The following is an 18,238-nucleotide window of genomic DNA, read 5'->3' as shown; positions in this document are numbered from 1 at the left end:
TCCATGAAACGTTATTGGCCGACCTTCGTGATGGCAGGGGTGCTTGCGGGCCTTGGGGGCTACCTCTATTGGATCGAGCTTCCCGAGAAACGGAGTGCTGAAAGTTCAGAGGTACAGGCGAAGCAACTCCTCTCGTTTGCGGAGCAGGACATTACCGGTCTGACGGTGCGTACCCTCTCAGGTGAAGTTACGCTCGGACGTGAAGCAGCCTCGAGTTGGAAAGTCACCGCACCGATTCAAACCGATGCGGATCGGAGACAGGTTCAAGCGTTACTTCGCGCCCTGATCGTTGGAAAAGTCTCGCGCGTGGTGGAAGCCAAGCCGGCCTCGCTGGCTCCCTTCGGATTGGATCATCCCAGCACCGTCGTCACCATTACGGCCGGCTCACAGCAGGACACGATCACTATCGGCGACGCCGGGCCGCTGTCTTCAACTCTTTATGTGCTGCGCGAGTCTGATCACAGCGTCCTCTTGACGGATCTAGCCCCCAAGGATTTTTTGAACCTGACGCTGCTCTCCTTCCGTCGCAAAGAACTGCTGCAATTCGCCCATCAGGACATCGAACGCCTTCGGCTGACATACCCGACGAACGAGATCCTGCTGTATGCGCTCAACGAGAAACCGAAAAAGAAATGGAAGATCCGGTATCCCATCGAAACCGAGGCGGACCGTACGGAAGTTCAAGCTCTGCTGTTCCGGCTCGAGGATCTTCGCGCGTTAGCGGTCGTCGATGCCGGCCCCGAGCGGGAGACGCTTGCGAAAACCCTGACCAAGCCAAGGGTGAAGGTCCTGTTGCACGCGGCCGGGATTGATCAGACCGTACGCCTCTATCAAGCCGACCCGACCAGCGGGGAGGCCTATGCCCAAACGACAGCCGACGGCCCCATCTACAAGATCAGCCCGACCGCGATCAAGGACCTCACCAAGGAGCTCTTCGCTCTGCAGGACAAACGGCTGCTGGGCGCCGACATTGCGGACATCGCCATGTTGTCGGTCAAGACGCGAGAAGAACAATACGTTCTCGTCCGTGACCAAAACGATTGGGTGCTCGAGGATCAACCAACCGACAAACTCCGACAGGACGTTGCCGATCTAGTTGTAAGCCGCATCGTCAATTTGCCTGCGGAAGAGCGTATTCTCAAGCAGACCGGAGCATTGGCTCCATACGGTCTCGTGGCGCCGGTGGCGGAATTCATCGCGACCGGCCGAAACGGTCAAGTCATCGGCCGCTTGGCCCTTGGCAACCAAGTCGGCAGTCTGCTCTATGCGGTGGGTCACCGTTTTCAAGGGGTCTTCCAGGTTCGTTCGGATCTCCTCACCCAAATCCCCTCCCGCCTGGCCCTCCTTGGTCAAGAACCGAGCCCAACAAAACGCGCATCCCGGTAGAGGAAGGTGTTTCCAGTGAGGGTGGGTTTATGGTACTGTGCCCGCCATTGCTGTGATCCAGAAGGAGGAGTGGTCCATGAAGCATCTGCAATTACCCAGTGCGATCCTGTTGTCCTTATCCGTCCTCATGCTCGGTGCGTGCGCGACCGAAGAAGCGGCCATGACCGGTGGAAGCAGTGCATCGGGAGCCGCAGCGGGCTCAGCCGTCAAGAGCGCCCAGGCACCGGATGCGCTTCAAGCCTGCTTGTCCCGCATTCCGTCCGGCAGTTCAGCCGGCACCCGGATGGTGGCCGAAGAGAGCTGCAAGCGCGACGAAGCCCTTCGTCAGGCAGTGGTCGGCACTGCCAGCGCCAAGAGCGGAGACCGTTCCGCCTCCGGCACACAGGGCGATAGCCTCGAAGCCTGTACCGCCCGCATCCCAAAGGATGCCTCGGCTGGACAGCGCATGTTGGCCATCGAAAGCTGCAAGCGCGACCAGGCCAATCAGCGCTAATCGGCACGTCCATTCCTATCAAAGCTCGGCCGGAGCGGGCACAGGCTCCTCCGGCTGCCGCTTTCGTTCATAGACAAACCCCCGGGTTTTGAGTATCGTAGATCCCACGCCCCCGTAGCTCAGTTGGATAGAGCAGCGGTTTCCTAAACCGCGGGTCGCACGTTCAATTCGTGTCGGGGGCACCAATTCACCGCCTCGTTTCTTTCGGCCCTTCAACGGAGCTCCGTTGATCCCGCACCGCTCGACTTGCCGCTAGGAAGTATCGATTTCATTCCGTCATAGTCACATTCCGCTTGTACAAAGGTTCGCCCTCTCGCCAGCCCTGCGTGCCCCCTCAACTACGTAGTAATACCATGATTGGGAAACCCGCAGGCCGCGTGTTCTGTATAGGGGTTTCAGCCAAAGGCTCACGTATCCATAGGTCCTTAGGCTCAGCGCAAAATGTCGGGGCTGAACAGTTCTTTCCCACCGTTTCACATGCCAGCCGGTCTTGAATAACCACGCTCCTCCACATGGTCGAATGGAATCAAATAGTTATGGAACGGTCACAACCAGCGAGACGCAGGTACCACCCTTGCACCTACTTCCTCTCGATAGCGATTAAACAGGGAGTACTTGCCATGTTGCACTTTCCGCTGATCCTTCTGGGCTATGCCATCGTGCCGTTCATTGCAATTCAGCTGATGATTCGTACCGAGCGGCCGGGAACTTCGCCGGAACAGGCCTCGTTCCCCCAGGTGGAGATTATCTAAACTAGGTCGCACGGTACGCCTCACCTCGTACCGATGCGCAACGGCTGACGGAGGCCGGCAGTCGTTCCACGACTGCCTAGGACGCGCTCCTCTACGGTTGTTTGCCTCCTTGATTTGCAATTGTCTTTTCCGCAGACGACCTCCGCTCATTCATGTATAATGAGTCCAAGTCATTCCCCGTTGCTTCACACGTGCGGCCGCCCATGCCAATATTGGAGCTTCTCCGACAACTGAGCCGGACAGGCTTCCCGATACTCTTGGGAGCGATTGCACTTTTCAACTTTGGCGGCTGCCGAAGTTACTCCACCATCGAAACACCGACTACCGACGGATTCCACGCCAAGCTTCCTGCCCCCTATACGCGCGCCGTTGTATGGGGCGGACGCCCTGACACGGTACAAAGCGTCAGCACCTGGCTGCTCAAAAAAGGCATCCTCGTCGTGGATCAAGCCAAGGTCCTACAGGCGGCTGCCGACCAAAAGGTCAGCCTGAGCGGCTATCAATACCTCGAGACCGACGTCCTACGTATGGCTAAGCTGGTCGGAGCGAGGCTCGTTGTCTTTGCCAATGCCGAAGTTGGGTCCTGGGAAGTGGTGGGCTGGGACTCGGGACTCCCGCATAATCAACGGGTCTATGCCGCCTCAATCTCGCTCCGGGCCGTGGACGTGAACACCGGTGAAATCGAGTGGAGCGGCAAAGCCCAGGCTACCGACCGCTTCGGCAATTTGGAAGACGGAATCAGCGTCCTCGCCTGCCATGCATTGGCGACCGCCTGGGGGCTGCGCAATCCCGGATCCAACGCCCCCGAACACCTCTGCGTGAGCGGATCCGGCGTCATGAGCCATGATGCCGCCGCGCCGCGGGCAACCCCTCCGGCAAATACCAGTTCCTCCTCCTCACAATCCCAGAGCAATCCGACAACGTATTGATTGCGGTGCTCTGCCGCCCGGCAGTCCTCCGGTCTGTTCCTGCGAAAAATCGCAGTTTTGCGATTTTTCGTTCCTCCGCGTTATACTGCAGCGATCAGACTCTTCCTAACTCCCGAGGCTTTGATGCGTCTCCGCACGTGGTCTATCGCGACCTGCCTCCTGATTGTGCTCACCGGCCATTCCTCCGCGAGTGCGGCCACCGACAATCGCCCCTTTTGGACTGAGCAAGCAGTATTCCACTTTGCCGATGACGTGTTTTTCACCGGACGAGCCTCTTGTGCACCGAACGTCGAGGAAGGTCGCCAGCGTGCCTACTTCACCGCAGTCCAGGAGATCAAGAATTTCACGCGGGCAGCGGAAGTAGAGGGATTTCAAATCGATACGCAGATGGTGTTCGAGGACATGCATCCGACGGATTGTGCGAACGGGCTGGTGACTGTTTGGCGTCTTTTACGGGCCCCGCGGACGGCCCTCGACCAGCTGACGCGGCGCTCGAACCGCAGCGCTCCGCGTGACATCTCCCCGAGTGCCGCCCAGGTTAAAGCCATCCGAAACCTCACTCCCCGCATCGGCATGCTGCGGGACGAAGTGTTCACTCGATATGGATTACCCCGCTCAATCTGGGCCAAACCCGACACGGGGGAACTGATCTGGGACTATTCACAATTCGGCCTCACGATGGTGTTTAACCACGACGATATGCTCACCCGATGGAAACTCAACGGCCCCAATCCACGCTCGAGTCAAGAAGCCGTGGCGGAACCGGCCCGTGCTTCACAGTCGGCCGAGGCGGAACTACCCGCCGTCGACCTCACGGAACGCCTCCGACAACTCGAGGAACAGCAGGACGGCGATCGACGACGGGAAGCCCAACGTTACTGTTCCCTGCGCTTTGCCGCCATGCCGGAGGAATTCAAGAACAAGCAATCGATTTGTGAACAACGGGAGTACGAACGGTTGAAACACCACCCCACACCGTTTTGAGAACGGCTTACCCAAAAGAGGACCGAATCACGCCCAGCCTACTGGATTCGGCCCGAGGAGTTCGCCATGACAGCACCATCCGGCCCGCCCACGATCCTGATCGTCGATGACGATCCGGGAATCTTGCTGCTGTGCACCAAAGTGTTGGAAGGAGCCGGCTATAGGGTACTCCAGGCCTCCGGAAGTTCCGAGGCACTTAAAATCCATGCCACCCACCGTGATCCTATCGATCTTATTGTCACCGACATCCTGCTTCCGCCGCCGGCGTTCCAACTCTCGGTGGAAAATAATCCTTATCCCCGAGTCAATGGGGGTGAGATGGTGGACCGGCTGTTGAGCGGGAACAAACCGGTGAGGATCCTGCTCATGTCGAGCACGTCCGCCGGCGAACTGCGCAGTAGGGGAATGATCCGAGCGAATCTGCCTTTCCTGCGCAAGCCTTTTTCAGCCCCCGGGTTGCTTGAGTTGGTCCAGCAGTTGCTGGCTGCGCCGCCGCCCGTCGCCGATCCGAATCGGAAGGCGAAATCCGGTGAAGGCGATATCGACTGGTTCGGTTGACCATCTCCAAAGACACATCGCCTCTCCCTGAGCACAAACACGTCCATTTCTTGCCAGCCTCCCCCCCCTCGGCTAGACTTGTCAGAGATCGATCGAACCACGTATGGCACGAGCAAAATCCTCCGAACAGCCGCGAGCGCGCACGAAGGCCGCAGCGGCCGAGGAAGTATCTCGAGGCATCGAGAAACTTCGGGAACTCAGCGCTCAGATCGACGATCTGAGCCGCGAGGGGTTTCCCTATCGTGACGCCGTTCTGGCCAGAACCGAACTGTCCCTTCGCGAAACCATTCGACGCATCTTCGGCGAAAAATCTCCCGAATACCAAGCCAACAAGGCACACAAGCTGCGAACCGGCAACAAAGCTGAGGCCGCGCAGAGTATTGGGCTGCTGAAGGAGCTCATCGCAACCTTGGAAACACAAAAGGCCGAACTCCTGGGCCTCAAGCCCTCTGCTGCCGAGGCGTCGCCGATCGCCCAACATCCCACCCTTACGCCGGTCCCCCCAAGTCCTGCACCGGTGGAAATCCCCCACGTGCCAGCACCGGTTTCCACCGTCGCGGCGAGTTTGGCAGCGACCATCCCCCCAGTGGCGACTGCCCCGACTCCGGTGGAATCACACACGGCCATGGCGGCCCCTGCTCCGGCGGCTCCTCCTCCCGTGCAAGCACCGCAAGCTGAGCCAATCCCGGCAAAAGACTCCTCATTGCGCCGTCCAATCCAGCAGGCCCCCTCAAGCCCTCTTCTCCAAACGGCTGTCCCTCCGGCGGCGTCTACACCGGCGGCAGTGATCGTTCCGAAGACAGATACGGCTCCGGTGACCCCACCGTCCCCACCAGTGGAGGTCATGCCAGCCAAGTCGTCTGAGCCAGAGTCTTCAATCAAGCCCTCTACGCTGACCCTAGTAGCACCTGCAGTCGAAACGCAGCCACCCCGGGCATCACTCTCGCCAGAAAAAGCGACGCCAGAGCCAGTCGCGGCACCGATGCCCTTAAACCCGCCGGTTGCCGGATCCACGGAGCAGTTGGACCGCCCCCAGGTACTCCCGCTCCCCTCGATGCTCGATGCTCCCGCAGGCGTAAAGCCCCCAACGCTCTCGCGTCCGGACATCCTCCCAATGTCCGATCAACCTTCGACGGACATGTCTCGAACAGTCAAAGTCGACACCGCACGAATCCCGCGCTCCATCTCTAGTTCCTCTGTCCCCGCCCAGCCGGGCGCAACCTCTCTCGTGGACAGCACGATACCTCCGGCCAAAATCGAACCACCCGCCGCTCCTCCGCGACTGACGACGATCCCTCCTGTCGCGGAACAGCAAGTCAAAATTGAAGCACCTCCGACGCCGACTTCGGCCGCTCCGGTCGAAGAGTCCGAATCTCATCAGTTGCTGCGACGCCTCTGCACACGTTTTCATTTGGTGGCTCGACAATTGCGGCTGCGAAACGAGTACCGCCCGACCTTAGAGATCGAGGACGAGGAAGACCTCCAGGATCTGTTCTACGCGCTCCTCCGTCTTCAATTTGATGAGGTGGGAGTCGAGGAATGGACGCCCCCCTACGCCGAGGGAAAGCGCCGAGCCAGCTACCTACTCGACCGCGAACGCACCATGATCGTCGTCAAGAAGACGCGCTCTGGACTCAATGCGCGCAACCTGGCGGATCAGCTGAAGACGGACCAGATACACTTCGAGGGACGCGGTGATGGCCGCACGCTCTTTTGCTTTATCTACGATCCAGAGGGACGAGTCGGCAACCCGCGCGGCCTCGAATCGGACCTGACGAGCGTCAGCGATAGCCTGAACATAGAAGTCATCGTTGCCCCAAAATGAGCCGTCGCTTCGATCCCGAACCGTCGCCCGTTCGGTTGACTTCCCCTAGGTGATCCGCTAGGGTTCTTGGCGCCATCGCCGAATCGCCGGTCGTTCACGCCCTCAGCGAGGAGAACCCGCTCCATGTCGGACCGAGCCTACGTATTGATCAGTGTCCACCCAGGCCAGACGTCCAAAGTCGTCAAGGCACTAGGAGATATCAAAGAGATCAAGCAAATCGATCCCTGCTGGGGCAAGCCGGACATCTTCACTATCGTGGAGATTCCACACCAGGATGCCTTGACGCAGCTCGTGCTAGCGAGAATCCATGAGATCCCCGGTGTCGCGCAGACCGATACCCATCTCGTCTACAACTTGCGGGAAGAGAAAAAGAAGTGACTCGCTTCCCCTTGTGGCGAATCTGGTTGCTGTTGCTCGTCCTGACACCTGGGTGCGCGAGCGGTCCGCCCGCCCCAGAACCGGATATTGTGGAAGTCATCCTCGCAGCGCCGGCCGAGAAAGTGAAATCGGCGGTGACGGAAGTCCTGACGAAGGGTGGGTACGAAGTCGACCAGGACGACGCGGGTAATCTCACTACGGGTATGAGAAAAGAGATCCACGGCCCCTGGAGCGGGCTCTTACGGTGGAGATTCGGAACGGGAAAGAGTCGCGTTGAGACGAGGGTGATCCCTCAGGACGAGACAACGACTCGGTTACGGGTGCAGGTGTTTCACCGCGGGAAAGATGGCCTGTTCGATTCCTGGGAAGACGCCGAGTCACCGTTACCGCAGAGCGCCGCCAACGAAATTCGATTGATCAAGAACGCCCTCCGGCTGCTGTAACTCATTTCTGATCCTTCTCCTCCGCGTCATCTCCCAAATCCATACCGAAGCGCTCCGCCATGCGATAGAGCGTTCGCCGGTCGATCCCCAAAATCTTCGCTGCCTTGACCTTATTGCCTTTCGTTTCTTTGAGCACACGAGTCAGGTGCCGCTTCTCGAGTTCATCGAGCGAGATAAGCACCTCGGACTCGGCTACCCCAGTCTCGCTCTTTGACGATCCGGTCACCGCCGCCTCCGCCCGCACGGACTCGGGCAAATCATCTGGAACAAGCAACGGCCCATGGCTCAGCGAAACCGCCCGCTCCACGGCATTTTCCAATTCGCGCACATTGCCCGGCCAGTGATAACGCTTGATGAGCGCAATCGTCTCTGGCTTGAACCCCTTCACGCGCGGTGATATCCCCGCGTATTTCTGAAGAAAGTGATACGCCAACATGGTGATGTCCTCCTGCCGCTCTGCAAGCGACGGCAGGGCAATACGGACCACGTTCAGCCGGTAATAGAGATCGTCGCGGAATTTTCCGTCTTTCACCAACTGAGCCAGATCGCGATTGGTCGCGGCGATGACTCGAACATCGACCTTGATCGACGACGTCGAGCCGACTCGGCGGACCTCCTGCTCCTGCATGACCCGCAACAGCTTCACCTGAAGCGCCGCCCCGAGATCACCGATTTCATCGAGAAACAGTGTGCCGCCGTTGGCCGCCTCGAACAGTCCGGCCTTTGCCCCGGTGGCCCCGGTAAAGGCCCCTTTCTCATAACCGAACATTTCCGATTCGAGGAGGTTGTCCGGAAGGGCGCCGCAATTCACGGGAATGAAGGGCTTATCCCGGCGGGGACTGTTGGAATGGATCGCCCTGGCAATCAGTTCCTTTCCCGTGCCACTTTCCCCTTCGATCAGCACGGTGCTGCGGCCTTCCGACACTCGAGCCACGAGCTTGTAGACTTCCAACATTGCGGGGCTGCTTCCTACAAGTTGGGACCAGGGCTCGCGGCTCCGCTGGTCCTCGCGAAGCTTGGCGTTCTCCCGAACCAGTCGACAGTGCTCGAGGCTCCGCTGGACGACGAGCCGGATTTCTTCCCGCTTGAAGGGCTTCGCAAGGTAATCGTAGGCCCCTTGCTTGATCGCCTCAATCGCACCTTCCAACGACCCAAACGCGGTCAACAGCACAATAGAAGTATCGGGGCTAAACCGTTTGAATTCCTTCAGGACCGTCAACCCATCCGTTCCTTCCATGCGGATATCCGTCAGCACGAGGTCGACCGGGACTTCCTTTCCCCGCGTGATGGCGCCGGACCCATCCGAAAACGACTCGACGGCATGTCCTTCTTTCTGAAGCGCCTCCACAAGCAGCTCCCGCGCCGTAGGATCGTCATCGATGACAAAAATTCTTGCCCCGCTCATACCTGCTCTTGCCCTGCCCCGTTGGAATCCGCGTGCAGTCCCGGCAAGGCCACGGTGACGGCCGTTCCTTTACCGACCGCGCTCTCGAGGGTCAAATTCCCGCCATGAGCCAATACGGCCTCCCGGCTGAGAAAGAGTCCGAGCCCGGTGCCGCGGCCCGCGGCTTTGGTCGTAAAGAACGGCTGAAACGCCCGCTGTAGATCTTCAGGCGGCATCCCGCACCCATTGTCCCGCACTACCAGCCTCACCATGATTTCGACGTCAGTTCGACCCACCGACTTTGCCGCTTCGATTTCCTCCGGTGAAGCAGGCTGCGTCTCGACCGAGACTAGGACCTCTCCCCCCGGCGCGGTCGCCGCCAGCGCATTGCTCAAGAGATTCACCAAGACTTGGTGAATTTTTTCCTGATCCGCCCAAGCCAATGGGGCGGGACGTAACACCTCGGCCCGAAGCTTCACGCCCTTCCCTACATATCCTGCTTCCATGAGCGCCACAACAGGCTCAATCAAGCGATCGGTCGGGTACCAGGTGGGGTCAGGCTTGCGCTGCCGAGTGGACGACAACAGATCTTGAATGATTCGCACCACGCGATTCAACTGTTCATCGATGATCCCGATACGTTTTTTCATCGCCTCGGTGATGGCCGGCTCCTCCGCCAGGGCTTCCACATGCCAGGCAATCGAATGCAGCGGGGTGCCGACCTCATGCGCCACTGATGCGACCAGTTGCCCCACCGCCGCCAATCGTTCGGACCGGGCCAGCTTGTCTTTGAGATCGACCATCTGCGTGTTGGCCCGCAGTAAATTCTCAGTTTGGGTGGCCAAGGCCGCTCGGGCGGCTTCTTCGCGAGCTTTCCGTTCTTCCCACATCATGCCGAGGTAGGCAACACCCGTGAGCACAAACACCACCAACGTCCGGTTGAAGACAACGGTCGTGAATCGCTCTTTCTTTTTTCCCGGCAAGACAAGGCCGATGACCGTCATGACGACGCACAGCGTCAGCGTCAGGAGCATCAACCGCCGGCTCCTCAGGGTCGCGATCAGGAGGATCGGCAATACGAACCCGAACGCACTCACGACATTCAACGGAAACAGCCATTCCATCACCGCCACGATGAGGAACAGCGTCCCCGCCACCGCCAAGATCGCTTGATTGCGAGAGGTCATCGTCTCACGTCACAGCAAGGTACCGACCACTTCCTTGGGGGAAGATGCATTGTGCCATATCCCGGGGAAAGGCGGATTCGGAATCGTTCAGGCCGTATTTTGAAGCCGCCCAATAATTCAGAGGCCGGGGAGCTTCGTGCAGAGGCCCGCAACCGTAAGGGAGGGCTATCGGCAGAAGCGATCCGAGTCGCATGCGGCTAGGAGGAAAGGGGAAGTGGACGAAGCGCACGAAGTCCTGCAGCCAGCGACTGGGCACGGCCGTCCCGCTGCAGTTCTTCCAACGACAGGCTCAACTTGCGCGACCAGTTGGGATACGCGTCGACGGTGCCCGGGAGATTCATTTGTGTCACTTCACCGATGACATCGTCGAGGTTCGCCATGACGACCCAAGCATCCGACCGGCCCAGATAGGAATGTATCGCCTCACACAATTCTTTGGTCATGCCGGGCACCTGATTCGGATCATCACTGAGGCCCGGCGGCAATAAGCCAACATCCCGCAAGGCCGACAGGATTCGTCCTTTATCCCGCCCCCGTTCTTGAAGGGCCTGTTGCTTGGCCTGCTCGTCCGGATACATCCCTAGCCCCGCGCGGAGGTAAATGTCCTCGCCGAGCCAGTAGCCGGACAGCGTAGGAAGGTCATGAGTCGTAACGACGGCCAGCGACTGTAGGGGATAGGCCGAGGGCGGCTTGCAGCCGCCGTCCCAATTCCGTTCAAAGTAAAACACTCGGTAGGACAACACACGGTAGTGCGAGAGTTGCTCGCGAACATAGTCAGGAACCGTCCCCAGGTCTTCGCCGATGACGAGCGTCTTCGCGCGCACGCTTTCCAAGGCGAGCAGAGCCAAGAGATCTTCAGCGGGCAACCTCACGTAGGCGCCTGCCGCCGCCGTCAACCCACGTGGCACCCAAAAGAGGCGGAACAGTGCCATCACGTGATCGATCCGGATCGCACCGCCTTGCCGGAGGTTTTTTCGGAGCAGATCGATATAGGGACGGTAGCCGACGGCCTTCAGTTTATGCGGGTGGAACGGCGCGAACCCCCAATTCTGTCCCTGCGGCGCAAACGCATCCGGCGGCGCACCGCAATCGGCGTTGAGCGCAAGCACGTCCTGCAACATCCAGGCTTCAGCGCCGCACCGGTCACTCCCCAGGGCCAGATCACAATACAACCCAACAGGCATGGATACTTGGTCCGCACGCGCGCCGGCATCCTTTAGTTGCTCGGCTGCGATCCACTGGATGTATTGGAAAAACCGCACACGCTTCCGATGACGTTTCGCAAACTCCCGAACGGCCGGAGACTGCGGGGTCACGTATGGCTTGGGCCACTCCGACCACACCGTCGGCTTTGCTTCGACCAGCCGGCGCTCTTCCTCCAACACCTGAAACACGGCGAACTGCTCGAGCAACTCGCCTTCGTCTTTAATGAATCGCTCCAGCAACCACCCCCTCGCGCTGGTCGGCTGCAATGCCGGTTCCGTACCCGTGTAATTGTCTTTGAGAAACTGCCGGTAGGCCAGATCCAGCATGCCGCGCTTGAGTGCGGCCACGGCGTCATAGTCGACACGATCTGCTTTCCGTGCCGCCTCGAGCCTGTCCCGGAACTCCGGCTGGTGTCGCTCGCGTTGCGCATCCGGCGAGGCATGAAACTCAGGCAACCGCTCGAGATCGATATAGAGTTCGTTGAGAAAGAGTCGGCTGTTGGGGGCATAGGGGCTGAGGTGGTGCGGCCGAGAGTTCTTCAGCGCATGGAGCGGGTTCAACCCGACGATACCCGCGCCCAGCCGCCGGCCGGCCCATTCGACGAGTTTGCCGAGGTCAGTGAAATCCCCGGCCCCCCAATTCGAGAGAGATCGCAAGGAGTACAGCTGCAGGGCAAGGCCCCAGATCTTCACGCCGCGATCGAATGCTTCCGGAACATAGCAATGCGGCGGCGTCACGACTACGCGCAAGCCCCCCTTGACGTCGACTTTGGCGCCGCGCGTGATTACATTCAATTCGTAATAGCCAAGAGCCAGGTTCGGAAGCACGGGCAGGTCCAACCGCACGAACCGACCACCGGCGAGATATCGAACCTCCTGAGGCACCAGCCCGGGGCCGGCCTCCTCTTCATGGATGACCTCCCCCTTTTCGTCGGTGAGGTGCCAGGAAACAACCAGTCGCTGTTCCTCTCCCCCCTCCAGCGGAAGCCGGAGCGACCACCGCGCCTGCTCGTACCCCTGTTTCAAAATGAGCATAGCCTCGCAGGGTTGCCGCCAGGGGGCTTCATCCCAGGCCACCAACTCCTGAATGATGTGTTCCGAGGAATCGACCTGGAAGCCCATCGCTTCCAGGATGGCATGCTTGGTCTCGTCGGTCGCAACGTGCAAGGTGCCGGTAATGTCGTGGTACTCCGGGGAAATCCCTACTCGCTCGGCAAGCACACTGCGGAGTTCTTGCTCAGTGCCTTGGTACATGGCGCTTCCGTTGAGTCTGAGTGAAGGGCTTGATCACGTCAAAGTACGCGGTGCCATGCCGTGGGCGTTGGCATAACATCGCTGCATCGGCAAAACCAGCCCGGTCGTGACCGGTCTGGAATCGCTTACGTCGTCTTGTACCGTACAATCGACAAAAAGACAACGAAACCGAAACAATGGTCGGGATGTTGCCGGATGGCCAGGCGCAACGCCGCAGCCGCCGACCATTCACGCTCCGGCACCTCTGTCGACACCGCGGCCGCGCATCAGGCGCGAAGGTCCTCAAGCAAGGCGCGAAGCGGCTCCGCGACCGACCAGGCCTGCGCCATACAGCCCCGGGGCCGATGCGGCGCTTGGCCATCGAAGATCTCCGAGACCTGTCCAAGGCAGGCGTGCCCCAGGTGCTCCTCCAACCCTTGCAAGAATGACCGTGCCTGCTGCCGGACCGAGTCCTGGGTGCCGTGGACCTTTATCCAGGCCGTAATGAACGGCCCGATGAGAAAGGGCCACACCGTCCCCTGGTGGTAGGCACGATCCCGTTCCAGCACGCCACCGGCATACTGGCCACAAAATCGCATATCCTCCGGCGCCAAAGTCCTAAGCCCTACCGGCGTCCGCAAACGTTCATCGACGATGTGCAACACCCGCTGAGCCTGTTCGGCGGTTACCAGGTCATCCGCTAAAGCCAGTGCATAAATCTGGTTCGGCCTCAGCGAAGCATCGTCGCCGGTCGGTCCATCCACCACATCAAACAAATAGCCTCCGGTTGGGTACCAGAACCGACGGCGAAACGATTCGACAGCCCTCGCGCGATCATGGCGACAGCGCGTCGCATAGTCGGGCTCGGCATACCGCTCCGCCAATTCGGCTGCCACGGCCAGGACCCGCACCCAAAGGGCTTGAATCTCGACCGCCTTCCCCTGCCGCGGGGTTACCACCCAGTCGTCGATTTTTACATCCATCCAGGTCAGTTGGCAGCCTTCAGTTCCACCTGTGACAAGTCCGTCCTCATCCACGCGAATGCCGAACCTCGTTCCCTGTCGGTACCCTGCGATAATCACCTTGATGGCCGGCCATGCCACCTGCTTCACTCGCTGATCATCCTTGCTGTAGTGGAGATACCGCCCGACCGCGTGCGCAAACCAAAGTGACGCATCGATGGTGTTGTACTCCGGTGTATCACCCACGTCGGGAAAACGGTTGGGAATCAAGCCGTCTGCAGCATGAGCGGCGAAGCCTTCGATGACCTGCCAGGCCTCCTCGTACCGACCGGTCACCAAACACAAACCCGGCAACGACAGGAACGTGTCGCGTCCCCAATCGGCAAACCACGGAAACCCTGCCACTACCGATCGGCCCGTTCCTCTGCGCACCAGAAAAGCATCCGCGGCTGTCGACAGGCGTTCCACCAAACGATCCTCGGACGAGGTGGCCTGTTTCGCCTCCTCCCGACGCCGGCGCTCCTGCACGACTAGGGAATCGAGATCGGGGTCGGACCACGCTTCCGTCGACAATACCAGGTCAGCCGTCTCACCCACGGCCAAGCTGTATCGCAATTCGCCCGGCGACCACCAATCTTCCTCATGCTCAAGCCCTCGTTCCAGCTCTATGGGGAATTGGACGCGACGATACCAGTCGGGAGCATGGTCATAGCGGCCGTTGTGCCACGCGTGAGTACGGGGCACGCCAGGGTAAGGCTCCCAGCTCACATGCGCCCCCTCGACCACGGCCAAGGGTGATAGGGCCTTGTTTTCACGGTGCGTCGAATGGAATGCGCGTCCGGACAACATCGGTCTGACACGCAACACGACGGCCGGCCGACCGGCGGCCCCTGAAAGCCGCCACCGTACGATGACCACATCGCGTCCCGGCAGACAGAGGATTTCGCGTTCCAGGCACAGTCCATCAACATCATAGCGCCAGGTCGGCCAGGGCTCGGATGCAAACTCCAGGCACTGACGGTACCCTTCCGGATAGACCGCTCCCTCGTACAGATTAGTGGAGAGCGGCAACGATCGTCCTTCCAGATCCAGCCATTCGTCCACGTGATTGACCAGCACGTAGCGGTCGACGGGCGGAGTCCTCGCGATCAGCAACAATCCATGGTAACGGCGAGTGTTGGCTCCTGCGACCGTACCGGAGGCAAAGCCTCCCCGGCCGTTGGTCTCCAGCCATTCCAACTCCAAGGCTTGGCGCAAATTCCGGCAATCGTCCTTGCCAATCAGCATCTCTAACGTTCCCTCGTCGGCACTGCCTCTCTGCTACCGGTTCGCGAGCTGCGCTTCACGAATCACCCGTCTGATGGCTCAATCGCCGCTCTGCTGAATCAGTTTCGCAATCAGACCGGTCCAACCGGTTTGGTGGCCGGCTCCGATACCGGCGCCGTTATCGCCGTGAAAGTATTCGTAAAAGAGGATCAGGTCTCGCCAGTGCGGGTCCTCCTGAAACTTTCTCGTTCCCCCGTACACCGGCCGCCGACCGTCCGCTCCCCGCAGAAAGATGTGGATGAGGCGTCGCGACAGTTCTCGCGCAACCTCATTGAGCGACAACTTCCGGCCGGATCCGGTTGGATAGTCGACGCGGAACCCGTCTCCCAAGTAATAGTGGAACTTCTGGAGCGACTCGATCAATAGATAATTGACGGGGAACCAAATGGGTCCGCGCCAATTCGAATTGCCGCCGAACAGGCCTGTCGCGGACTCAGCCGGTTCATAGTCGACCCGATAGTCCGTCCCCATGGCGTTCAAGCTGTAGGGGTGAGCCGCATGGTAGCGGGACAACGCTCGAATCCCATAGGGGGAAAGAAACTCGGCCTCGTCCAGCATGTAGCGAAGCACTCGCACGAGCCGACGGCGGTCGACCAACGAGAGGAACCGTCGCACCTCGCCATCCGTTGAGTGCGTTTCAACGTGGATTCCAAAATCGGGACGGTTCTCGATAAACCACTGCATGCGATGCTTGAAGCGCGGAAGGGTGTCGATTAATTCGGAATCCAGCGTTTCCACGGCAAAGAGCGGGATCAATCCTACCATCGACCGCACCTTCATCGGACGGTTTTGGCCGTCGGGCAAATGCAGGACGTCGTAGAAGAAGCCGTCTTCCTTGTTCCACAACTCGAGTTTCTGGCTCCCGATATTATTGATCGCCCGGCAGATGTACACGAAGTGTTCGAAGAATTTGCTTGCCACATCCTCGTATGCCCGATCAGTCCTTGCCAGTTCAAGCGCGATGCTGAGCATGTTGAGGCAATACATGCCCATCCAACTGGTGGCGTCGGATTGTTCGATATGGCCACCGGTCGGGAGCGGTTTGCTCCGATCGAACACGCCGATGTTGTCGAGGCCGAGGAATCCTCCCTGGAAGATATTTTTCCCCTCGGCATCCTTGCGATTGACCCACCAGGTGAAGTTCAGCAGCAGTTTGTGGAACACTCGTTCCAGGAACACACGATCACCCACACCCCGGCGCTTCTTCTCGATCTTGTATACACGCCAAGTTGCCCAGGCATGCACGGGGGGATTGACGTCGCCCAAGGCCCATTCATAGGCGGGAATTTGCCCGTTCGGATGCATGTACCACTCGCGCAGCATAAGCACGAGCTGATCCTTCGCGAATCGCGGATCGACCAGCGCCAGCGGCAGGCAGTGGAATGCCAAGTCCCAGGCCGCATACCAAGGATATTCCCATTTGTCCGGCATCGAGATGACGTCGGCGTTGTAGAGGTGCGTCCAGTCCGCATTGCGGCCATGAAGCCGTTGCCGCGGCGGCTCGGGACCGGCCGGATCTCCCTTGAGCCAGCGATCAACTTCGTAATGGTAAAACTGCTTCGTCCAGAGCAACCCCGCAAAGGCCTGTCGCTGAACCGACTTGGCATCCTTTGAAGCCTGCTCCGGTGCCAGCGCCCGGTAAAATTCATCGGCTTCCCTGAGGCGAAGGTCGAACAACTCATCGAATGCCTGCGGCTCCAACGGGCCGGGAACCGTCTCATTCGTGAAGCGCAAACGAAGGGTCGCCGGTCGACCCGGTTCCACGTTCAACAGGTAATGCGCGGCGGCTTTCGACCCGATCTGCTCCGGATTGACCGCGCTTTTCTGTCCGTGAACGATGTACTCATTGATCCCGTCCTTCACATAGGGCGGCCCGTCCGGGTCCCCATAGAGACGCCGCGAATTCGTCTCGTTCTCGGTAAAGAGTATCTCCGGATGTCCCCCACAGACCAGCCGGCGATATCCGTAATACTCATGGTTCAGTTCGATGACGCTGCCGTCCGACGTTGGTTCGCCCTTGCGCATACGCGGACGCCGGACATCCAACCCCCAGGACCAAGTATTTCGAAACCACAGTGTCGGCAGGAGGGTGATTGGGGCCGCTTCCGGTCCGCGGTTTTCGACCTGAATCCGGATCAGAAGATCTTCAGGGGTGGCCTTTGCATACTCCACGAACACGTCGAAGTACCGATCGCCGTCGAATATCCCCGTGTCGATCAACTCAAATTCCGGTTCGGCCCGGCCACGACGGCGGTTCTCCGCCACCAGCCGATCATAGGGAAAGGCCGCCTGCGGATACTTATAGAGCCATTTCATGTACGAGTGCGTTGGAGTGGAGTCGAGATAGAAGTAGTATTCCTTGACGTCCTCACCGTGGTTGCCCTCGTTGCCGGTCAGACCAAAGAGCCGTTCCTTCAGAATCGGATCCCGCCCATTCCACAGGGCGAGCGCAAAGCAGATCCACTGGTGCCGATCGCTGATGCCTGCCAGACCGTCCTCATTCCAGCGATAGGCCTTCGATCTGGCATGGTCGTGCGGCATAGCCTCCCACGCAGTCCCGTAGGGGCTATAGTCCTCACGGACCGTTCCCCATGCCCGCTCACCGAGGTATGGCCCCCAGCGCTTCCAATGTCGTCTGCGCTGGTCATCCTCATCGACGCGGATCTGTTCAGCGGTGGGTTGATGATCAGGGCTGTCCGAAGATGGCACCGACACCGTGGCTTCCTCCCTCAAACAACACCACAGGGACACGCATGGAGGCCAGCATGCCCCTCGCGTACAAAAGATTCAACTGGGAAGACGAACAATATTGAGAGGAACGCTTCAGAGGAATCCCAAAGAGCGCCTGGAAGGAGGCATACCTGAATGGATCCGAATGAGCGGGGGGTCGAAAACCGACAAGGACTAGGAGGTCAGAGACAGGAGGCTGGGCACCACTTCTTTAGAGACGGGCTCAAAGAACAGAAGGCTAACTCCAGACGACGCTTTCCTGGTTCATGAGGTAGTCGATCACTTCGATGCTGTCACGGAGCTGGCCCTGCGCCTGCTCCGACATCGGCAGGATGGCCCCGACCAGTTTTCCGGACTCCACTTCGGCAAGGTTCGGAATACCGTCGGCATTGCGCTTTTCAAGGTTGGATCGATAACTGGCCACCGTCTACCTCCAGTCCTTTGTCGGTCTCTGGGTTGGCTT

The 18,238-nt window shown here is 59.5% G+C and carries 14 protein-coding genes and 1 tRNA gene; 9 read left to right on the top strand and 6 right to left on the bottom strand.

The features are described from left to right. Positions 1-3: 3 nt before the first annotated feature. From KF814_17000 to KF814_16960, 9 genes are all read left to right on the top strand, one after another. Positions 4-1,386 carry a DUF4340 domain-containing protein gene (locus tag KF814_17000; protein ID MBX3237846.1) on the top strand — a complete coding sequence of 461 codons (1,383 nt, stop codon included), beginning with the start codon at positions 4-6 and terminating at the stop codon, positions 1,384-1,386. Positions 1,387-1,462: 76 nt separating this feature from the next. After that, on the top strand, positions 1,463-1,879 hold the full coding sequence (locus KF814_16995; protein MBX3237845.1) for a hypothetical protein: 417 nt from the start codon (positions 1,463-1,465) through the stop codon (positions 1,877-1,879). A gap of 108 nt (positions 1,880-1,987) precedes the next feature. Then, positions 1,988-2,064, top strand: a tRNA-Arg gene (locus KF814_16990). Between the two features lie 770 nt (positions 2,065-2,834). Next, positions 2,835-3,560, top strand: a complete 726-nt coding sequence (locus KF814_16985; protein MBX3237844.1) for a hypothetical protein — start codon at positions 2,835-2,837, stop codon at positions 3,558-3,560. Between the two features lie 123 nt (positions 3,561-3,683). Then, the gene (locus tag KF814_16980; GenBank protein ID MBX3237843.1) at positions 3,684-4,544 is read left to right on the top strand and encodes a hypothetical protein; all 861 of its coding nucleotides are present in this window, start codon (positions 3,684-3,686) and stop codon (positions 4,542-4,544) included. A gap of 66 nt (positions 4,545-4,610) precedes the next feature. Continuing rightward, the gene (locus KF814_16975; GenBank protein MBX3237842.1) at positions 4,611-5,102 is read left to right on the top strand and encodes a response regulator; all 492 of its coding nucleotides are present in this window, start codon (positions 4,611-4,613) and stop codon (positions 5,100-5,102) included. Between the two features lie 103 nt (positions 5,103-5,205). Beyond that, a complete protein-coding gene (locus KF814_16970) occupies positions 5,206-6,927 on the top strand; it encodes a hypothetical protein (protein ID MBX3237841.1) in 1,722 nt (573 codons plus the stop codon). A 123-nt stretch (positions 6,928-7,050) separates the two neighbouring features. Next, positions 7,051-7,305 carry an Lrp/AsnC ligand binding domain-containing protein gene (locus KF814_16965; protein ID MBX3237840.1) on the top strand — a complete coding sequence of 85 codons (255 nt, stop codon included), beginning with the start codon at positions 7,051-7,053 and terminating at the stop codon, positions 7,303-7,305. Continuing rightward, a complete protein-coding gene (locus KF814_16960) occupies positions 7,302-7,748 on the top strand; it encodes a hypothetical protein (GenBank protein MBX3237839.1) in 447 nt (148 codons plus the stop codon). The genes KF814_16965 and KF814_16960 overlap by 4 nt, the downstream gene beginning before the upstream one ends. 1 nt (position 7,749) lies before the next feature. Here KF814_16960 and KF814_16955 read toward each other — a convergent pair whose 3' ends face one another. The 6 genes from KF814_16955 to KF814_16930 all read right to left on the bottom strand — a co-directional run bounded on the left by KF814_16955 (position 7,750) and on the right by KF814_16930 (position 18,199). Next, a complete protein-coding gene (locus tag KF814_16955; protein MBX3237838.1) occupies positions 7,750-9,153 on the bottom strand; it encodes a sigma-54-dependent Fis family transcriptional regulator in 1,404 nt (467 codons plus the stop codon). Further along, entirely contained in the window at positions 9,150-10,319 is a 1,170-nt protein-coding gene (locus KF814_16950) for an ATP-binding protein (GenBank protein ID MBX3237837.1), read from the bottom strand. Before KF814_16950 ends, KF814_16955 begins: the two co-directional genes overlap by 4 nt. Before the next feature lie 197 nt (positions 10,320-10,516). After that, positions 10,517-12,778, bottom strand: a complete 2,262-nt coding sequence (malQ, locus tag KF814_16945; GenBank protein ID MBX3237836.1) for a 4-alpha-glucanotransferase — start codon at positions 12,776-12,778, stop codon at positions 10,517-10,519. 266 nt (positions 12,779-13,044) lie between these two features. After that, positions 13,045-15,006 (bottom strand): glycogen debranching enzyme family protein, encoded by a 1,962-nt coding sequence (locus KF814_16940; GenBank protein ID MBX3237835.1) that lies wholly within the window; start codon positions 15,004-15,006, stop codon positions 13,045-13,047. Positions 15,007-15,084: 78 nt separating this feature from the next. Then, positions 15,085-17,760, bottom strand: a complete 2,676-nt coding sequence (locus KF814_16935) for a glucosidase (GenBank protein MBX3237834.1) — start codon at positions 17,758-17,760, stop codon at positions 15,085-15,087. Between the two features lie 253 nt (positions 17,761-18,013). Continuing rightward, the gene (locus tag KF814_16930; GenBank protein ID MBX3237833.1) at positions 18,014-18,199 is read right to left on the bottom strand and encodes a hypothetical protein; all 186 of its coding nucleotides are present in this window, start codon (positions 18,197-18,199) and stop codon (positions 18,014-18,016) included. Between the last annotated feature and the right edge of the window lie 39 nt (positions 18,200-18,238).

It is taken from the genome of Nitrospiraceae bacterium (genome assembly GCA_019637075.1).
GTDB lineage: Bacteria > Nitrospirota > Nitrospiria > Nitrospirales > Nitrospiraceae > JAHBWI01.
Note: the sequence above shows the minus strand (reverse complement) of the source record. Positions and strands in the feature narration are given on the sequence as shown.

Bases quoted from the DNA above. Each gene is read 5' to 3' on its own strand.
- malQ (MBX3237836.1), bottom strand. From the start codon at position 12,778: ATGTACCAAGGCACTGAGCAAGAACTCCGCAGTGTGCTTGCCGAGCGA.
- KF814_17000 (MBX3237846.1), top strand. From the start codon at position 4: ATGAAACGTTATTGGCCGACCTTCGTGATGGCAGGGGTGCTTGCGGGC.
- KF814_16980 (MBX3237843.1), top strand. From the start codon at position 3,684: ATGCGTCTCCGCACGTGGTCTATCGCGACCTGCCTCCTGATTGTGCTC.
- KF814_16970 (MBX3237841.1), top strand. From the start codon at position 5,206: ATGGCACGAGCAAAATCCTCCGAACAGCCGCGAGCGCGCACGAAGGCC.
- KF814_16955 (MBX3237838.1), bottom strand. From the start codon at position 9,153: ATGAGCGGGGCAAGAATTTTTGTCATCGATGACGATCCTACGGCGCGG.
- KF814_16975 (MBX3237842.1), top strand. From the start codon at position 4,611: ATGACAGCACCATCCGGCCCGCCCACGATCCTGATCGTCGATGACGAT.
- KF814_16965 (MBX3237840.1), top strand. From the start codon at position 7,051: ATGTCGGACCGAGCCTACGTATTGATCAGTGTCCACCCAGGCCAGACG.
- KF814_16950 (MBX3237837.1), bottom strand. From the start codon at position 10,319: ATGACCTCTCGCAATCAAGCGATCTTGGCGGTGGCGGGGACGCTGTTC.
- KF814_16940 (MBX3237835.1), bottom strand. From the start codon at position 15,006: ATGCTGATTGGCAAGGACGATTGCCGGAATTTGCGCCAAGCCTTGGAG.
- KF814_16995 (MBX3237845.1), top strand. From the start codon at position 1,463: ATGAAGCATCTGCAATTACCCAGTGCGATCCTGTTGTCCTTATCCGTC.
- KF814_16985 (MBX3237844.1), top strand. From the start codon at position 2,835: ATGCCAATATTGGAGCTTCTCCGACAACTGAGCCGGACAGGCTTCCCG.